Consider the following 5,934-nt stretch of genomic DNA (forward strand, 5'->3'; position numbering starts at 1 on the left):
GCAGGAATGATTCCTTCTGTTTGGGAAAGCCGTTTGAACGCCTCCAGCGCTTTTTCATCAGAAACGGAAGTATATTGGACTCTATTAATATCCTTCAAATAACTGTGTTCAGGTCCAACTCCTGGATAATCCAGACCTGCAGACACTGAGTGGGCTTCCAGAATTTGACCGTCATCATCCTGCAGGAGATACATCAAACTCCCGTGCAGTATCCCCGGTGTTCCTTTTGTAAGGGTTGCCGCATGTTTATCTGACTCAAGTCCGGAACCTGCTGCTTCTACTCCATATAATTCAACCTCCTTATCATCAATAAACGGGTGAAACATCCCAATTGCATTGCTTCCTCCCCCTACGCATGCCACTATCGCATGTGGGAGAGAGTTTTCTTTCTCAAGAAATTGTTTCTTAGTTTCATTGCCTATTACACTTTGAAAATCCCGTACCATTTTAGGAAACGGATGGGGTCCGAGAACGGAGCCGATGATATAGTGGGTATCCTCTACGTTAGTCACCCAGTACCGGAGTGCTTCATTTACCGCATCCTTCAGTGTGGCGCTCCCTGCAGTTACACTGACCACTTTTGCGCCAAGCAGTTCCATCCGGAATACATTCAATTTCTGTCTTCTGATATCTTCTTCGCCCATAAAGATGACACATTCAAGGTTCAGCAATGCGCATACTGTAGCAGTGGCTACCCCATGCTGGCCCGCCCCTGTTTCTGCCACAATCTTCCGCTTGCCCATCCGCTCCGCCAATAGTGCCTGACCAATTGTGTTATTGATCTTGTGAGCTCCGGTATGGTTTAAATCTTCTCTTTTCAAATATATTTTTGCTCCGCCAACTTTTTCTGTTAAATTTTCCGCAAAGTAAAGAGGGTTTTCTCTACCGACATAATCTTTAAGATAATACCTGAGCTTCTTCTGAAATTCTTCGTCTTTTGAAACTTCGGTATAGGCAGCTTCAAGTTCTTTCACTGCTTTCATCAATGTTTCAGGAACGTATTTCCCTCCAAACTGTCCAAATAATCCTTTCTGGTCCGGTTGTGCATAAGTCATTTTAACTCCCCGCTTTCCATTTCTGAATTAACTTCTCTAACTTCTTTAATGAATTTCATAATCTTTTCTTTATCTTTTATGCCGCTGCTTTCCACTCCGCTGGATACGTCGACCATGTATGGTCTTACTTTTTGGATTGCTTCCCTTACATTTCCCTTCTGCAAACCTCCTGCGAGTATCAATTTACGATCCCCGGTTTGAGAGTCTTTAAGATAATCCCAGTCAAAAGAGGTCCCATTCCCTCCCCTGTATGGTCCTTTTCCGCTGTCAACAAGGACCATATCACCACCGTATTCCGGCAATATATCTAAATCATCTTTTTCTTTAATCGAAACAGCCTTAATGTAAGGAATGCCCAAGCTCCTGCAGAACTCTGGGCTTTCATCACCATGCAGCTGAACATAGTCAAGATTCACCATTTCCACTGCAGATTGGAGGTCTTCCTTCGATGCATTCACAAACACTCCAATTTTTAGAATACCTCCAGGAAGTGAGCCGGAGATGGCAGCCGCTCTTTCCATCGAAACCTTCCTTCTACTGTCGGCAAAGATGAATCCTACTGCATCGGCTCCAGCGTCGACCGCCCACTTGGCCGCTTCCCATTGTTGAATCCCGCATACTTTTATTTTTGTCATTTCACTTCCCCCCTTAATACCTGCAAAGAGGCGAGTGTTCTGACACTATCTTTACTTTTCATTAAGGTTTCTCCCACCAATACTCCATGAGCACCAGCCTTTGCAGCCCTTTTACAGTCTGCATCATGTTTGATCCCGCTTTCACTGATTAAGACGATTTCTTTATTTTTCACCAATCTTCCCAGTCTCTCAGTCACTTCCAGACTGACTTCAAATGTTTTTAAATTGCGATTATTGATGCCGATGATGCGTGCTCCCATCTCTAAGGCAATTTTCATTTCTTTCTCATTGTGTACTTCCACCAGCACTTCAAGGCCATTGCTTTCAGCATAGTCAAACAGGGAGTAAAGGGTATGTTCATCCAATGCAGCCACAATCAGCAGTATAATGTTTGCACCTGCATCTTTAGCTCGGTCGATCTGCACGGGATCCAGAATGAAATCCTTGCATAAGATCGGGATGGACACCACCTCCCTTACTTGGGCAAGATCATCCATCTTTCCTTTAAAGAACGGAGTGTCAGTCAATACAGAAATAGCAGCTGCACCTGCTCTTTCATATATTTTCGCCTGCTCAACGGGATCCACCTCAAGCCTGATATCTCCTTTAGATGGTGAAGCGCGCTTGATTTCTGCTATTACTTGTATTCTTTCAGTATCCATCAATGAGGCATATAACCCGACCGGATGATTCAAGGACTGGTTATACGTCCTGTAACCCTCTTCTTTCAGTTCTTCAATTTCACTGTTTTTTTTAATAATGATTTCTTGAAGAATAGTAGACACTTATATCACCTGCTTTCTCTTTTGGTGGCTGAACCGAATGAGTGATTGAAGAGTTTCTTTGGCTTTTCCTGAAACAATGCTTTCCCGAGCAGCATTCACCCCTTCTGCAATATTTAACACACTGCCATGTGCATACAAAGCAATGCCGGCATTGAAAAGGACCGTATCCAAATGAGCCCCTTCCCTGCCTTCCAAAACATCTTGAAGGATCCTTGCATTATCCGCAGCTTCTCCCCCCCTTATCATTGAATTCGGATAACGGGACAGTCCGACATCCTCACCTTTCAATGTAAATGGGGTTATCAAGCCGTTTTCCAGTAAGACCAGGTGATTCTCCCCCGCAAGCGATGCTTCATCCATATAATCAGCTCCGTTTAATACAATCGCCCTTTTTCTGCCGAGTTCGTTCAGCACCTTGGCCATCGTTTCAAGTTTATCTCTCCTGTACACCCCTATCAGCTGTGTTTCAAGCTGTACAGGGTTGGTTAATGGGCCGATCAAGTTGAAGATCGTTGGAATCTTCATTTCTTTCCTGACTTTCATAATCCTCTTTAATCCTGAATGGATATGAGGGGCATATAGAAACGCTATATTGCATTCCGAAAGAAGCGTGTTGATGTCATTTGAATGAAAATCCAGAGCTACGCCCATTTGCTCGAGAACGTCTGCACTGCCGGTTTTACTGGAGATGCTCCTGTTTCCATGCTTTGCCACCTTGACTCCCGCTCCGGCCAGTACAAATGCACTTGCCGTACTGATATTGAAACTGTTCGAACCGTCTCCCCCTGTCCCGCAGTTATCCAATACACCTTTCATTTTGCTTCTTACAGGCAATGCCTTTTCCCTTAGCACCTCTACAAGTCCCGTGATTTCATCAACTGTTTCACCTTTCATTTTCATAAGTGTCAGGAAACAGGCAATTTGACTTTCTGATGTGTCTTCACTGAATAATTCTTGTGCAGCTTTTCTCATCTCAGCTCTCTCTAAAGAATGTCCGTTAGATAGCTTTTGCAGGTACTGTTTCACGGTTATTCTCCTTTCTCATCTCATCTAAAAAGTTATTTAGCATTTTTCTCCCTGTATCAGTACCGATCGATTCAGGGTGAAATTGAACACCGAAAAGGGGGTAACGCATATGTTGAATGGCCATGATTTCTTTGTCGTCCATCGATATTGCGCCTATTTTGAATTGCGGGGGAAGTGATTCTTTTTCAATGATGAGTGAATGGTACCTCATCACACTGAGCGGCTGGCTTAAATATTGGAATAAGCCATGACCGTCATGGCGAATCAGCGATGTTTTCCCGTGCATGATCTGCTCTGCAATGACGATGTTTGCCCCGAATGCCGCTCCGATTGCCTGGTGACCAAGGCAAACGCCCAAAATAGGTGTATTAGTGTGAAGATTCTGGATAATTTCTACACAGATACCCGCATTTTCAGGTGTGCCCGGTCCAGGGGACAGGACGATACCAGATGGTTTCATCTCCTGGATTTCGTTCAATGTGACCTGGTCATTTCTTTTAATCAGTACCTCTTCACCTAATTCCTTGATATATTGATACAGGTTATATGTGAACGAATCATAGTTGTCGATGAGCAATATCATCCTCCCACCTCCAGTAGAGATTTAGCTTTATTCATCGTTTCTTCATATTCACTTTTGGGGTCAGAGTCATATACGATACCAGCCCCTGCCTGGACATAAGCTGTTTTATCCTTCAGAACCAGCGTTCTGATGGCCAAGGCGAAATCCAGGTTGCCATTCGTCCCTATATAACCGATGGCACCGGAGTAGACTCCCCTTTTCTTCACTTCAAGCTCATTTATAATCTGCATCGCCCTGATTTTAGGTGCACCGCTCACAGTCCCTGCGGGTAAACAGCTTACCAATGCTTCCAAAGGGGTTATGTCTTCTTTTAAAATCCCTTTCACTTCTGATACCAGATGCATCACATATTTATAACGCTCAACCAGCATATATTTAGTTAATTTAATGGATCCTGTTTCGCAAACTTTGCCTAAATCGTTCCTTCCTAAATCGACCAGCATCCTGTGTTCAGCTATTTCTTTCTCATCCGAAGCCAATTCATTTTCCAATTGATGATCTTCATCCTCTGTTGTACCCCGTTTTCTCGTTCCGGCAATCGGGTTCGTTGTAATTCTCCTGCCCTGGACTTTTACCAGGCTTTCAGGAGAAGCACCCAACACCACATATTCCTCAAAGTCTATGAAAAACATATATGGTGACGGGTTGGACTGTCTGAGTTTTCTGTAGAAGCTGAAAGAATCACCGGTAAATGAAGCGCTCATCCTCTGGGAAAGCACGACCTGGAAAATGTCTCCTTTCCGGATGTGCTCTTTAGCCAATTTCACTTTTTCCATAAACTCCTGCTCTGATAGTTGAGATTCAAACTGTACGCTTTTCAATTGAACTTCATTGACATCCAGGTATACACTTGTAATTTGTCTTTCGACTTCACTGAGCTTCTTTTCAAGATTTTCTATTTCTGCATCCAGGACAACGAGCGTCATTTTTTGTTCAGCATGATCATAAACAATCACCTTTTCGTAAAACATCAAATGAATATCGGGCATATTCATCTCATCCTGAGGAATTGATCCAATATCTTCGTATTGACGGATGACGTCATACCCGAGATAACCGACTCCACCACCGGTAAAAGGTAAATGGAGATCTTGATGAATCATGGATGGTATCAGCTCCTGGATGATTTCGATTGGTCTTCCTTCTCGCTCTTCAATCCCCCCGGTTTGGTTGTTCAAGATTTGTACACGGTTTCCGTAAGCTTTACATTCAAATAAAGGATCGCTCCCCACGAAAGAATATCTTCCTGACTGTTCATGTTTCAATGAACTTTCCAGCAAAAACTTTTTTGAACCCTTCAAAGATTGAAAAAGGGAGATGGGGGTGTACAGATCTCCATTAAGTTCTTTCACTGCATAATTGACTGCCTCTTTAGGCTTCACTTTCATTCCTCCAATCAAAATAAGAAAAGCGTAAGCGCCTTGATCAGACCCGACAAGCGTTGGAGGTCCGGCCGATGAAGTCGCTTTTTGACTTCATCGGGCGGACCGAAACGTCTCGAGGGGCTAGGCGCAGGAGCTGGACAATAAGAAAAGCGCAAGCGCCTTGATCAGACCCGACAAGCGCTTTCGGGCCGGCCGGTGAAGTCGCTTTTTGACTTCATCGGACGGACCGAAACGTCTCGAGGGGCTAGGCGCTGGAGCTGGACAATAAGAAAAGCGCGAGCGCCTTGATCAGACCCGACAAGCGCTTCCGGGCCGGCCGGTGAAGTCGCTTTTTGCCTCCACCCGTTGGACTGAAACATCGGGGGTTAAAAATGTTTAAAGTTAAAATAAAAAAGTCCCCTATAAACACAGATTACATGTGTTTATAGAGGACGATGCTGACCGCGGTGCCACCTCAGGTTGGAG

At 44.3% G+C, this 5,934-nt stretch carries 6 protein-coding genes; all 6 read right to left on the reverse strand.

The window, feature by feature from the left end; genetic code table 11:
• Positions 1-1,055: tryptophan synthase subunit beta (gene trpB, locus HP456_RS18675; RefSeq protein ID WP_172253879.1), on the reverse strand; the 1,055-nt coding region annotated here is incomplete at its 3' end.
• The gene (locus HP456_RS18680; RefSeq protein WP_172253880.1) at positions 1,052-1,690 is read right to left on the reverse strand and encodes a phosphoribosylanthranilate isomerase; all 639 of its coding nucleotides are present in this window, start codon (positions 1,688-1,690) and stop codon (positions 1,052-1,054) included. The genes trpB and HP456_RS18680, both read right to left, overlap by 4 nt.
• Positions 1,687-2,475: an indole-3-glycerol phosphate synthase TrpC gene (gene trpC / locus HP456_RS18685; protein WP_172253882.1), complete on the reverse strand. Its 789-nt coding sequence runs from the start codon at positions 2,473-2,475 to the stop codon at positions 1,687-1,689. The genes HP456_RS18680 and trpC overlap by 4 nt, the downstream gene beginning before the upstream one ends.
• Positions 2,476-3,501 carry an anthranilate phosphoribosyltransferase gene (trpD, locus tag HP456_RS18690; RefSeq protein WP_172253884.1) on the reverse strand — a complete coding sequence of 342 codons (1,026 nt, stop codon included), beginning with the start codon at positions 3,499-3,501 and terminating at the stop codon, positions 2,476-2,478.
• Entirely contained in the window at positions 3,473-4,084 is a 612-nt protein-coding gene (locus HP456_RS18695; protein ID WP_172253886.1) for an anthranilate synthase component II, read from the reverse strand. Before HP456_RS18695 ends, trpD begins: the two co-directional genes overlap by 29 nt.
• The gene (gene trpE / locus HP456_RS18700; RefSeq protein WP_376766237.1) at positions 4,081-5,466 is read right to left on the reverse strand and encodes an anthranilate synthase component I; all 1,386 of its coding nucleotides are present in this window, start codon (positions 5,464-5,466) and stop codon (positions 4,081-4,083) included. The genes HP456_RS18695 and trpE overlap by 4 nt, the downstream gene beginning before the upstream one ends.
• Positions 5,467-5,934: the final 468 nt, after the last annotated feature.

It is taken from the genome of Bacillus haikouensis (assembly GCF_013179555.1).
GTDB lineage: Bacteria > Bacillota > Bacilli > Bacillales > Bacillaceae_B > Rossellomorea > Rossellomorea haikouensis_A.

What these genes read in the sequence shown, in the direction of transcription:
- HP456_RS18680 (WP_172253880.1), bottom strand. Translation starts at nt 1,690, where the DNA reads ATGACAAAAATAAAAGTATGCGGGATTCAACAATGGGAAGCGGCCAAG.
- HP456_RS18695 (WP_172253886.1), bottom strand. Translation starts at nt 4,084, where the DNA reads ATGATATTGCTCATCGACAACTATGATTCGTTCACATATAACCTGTAT.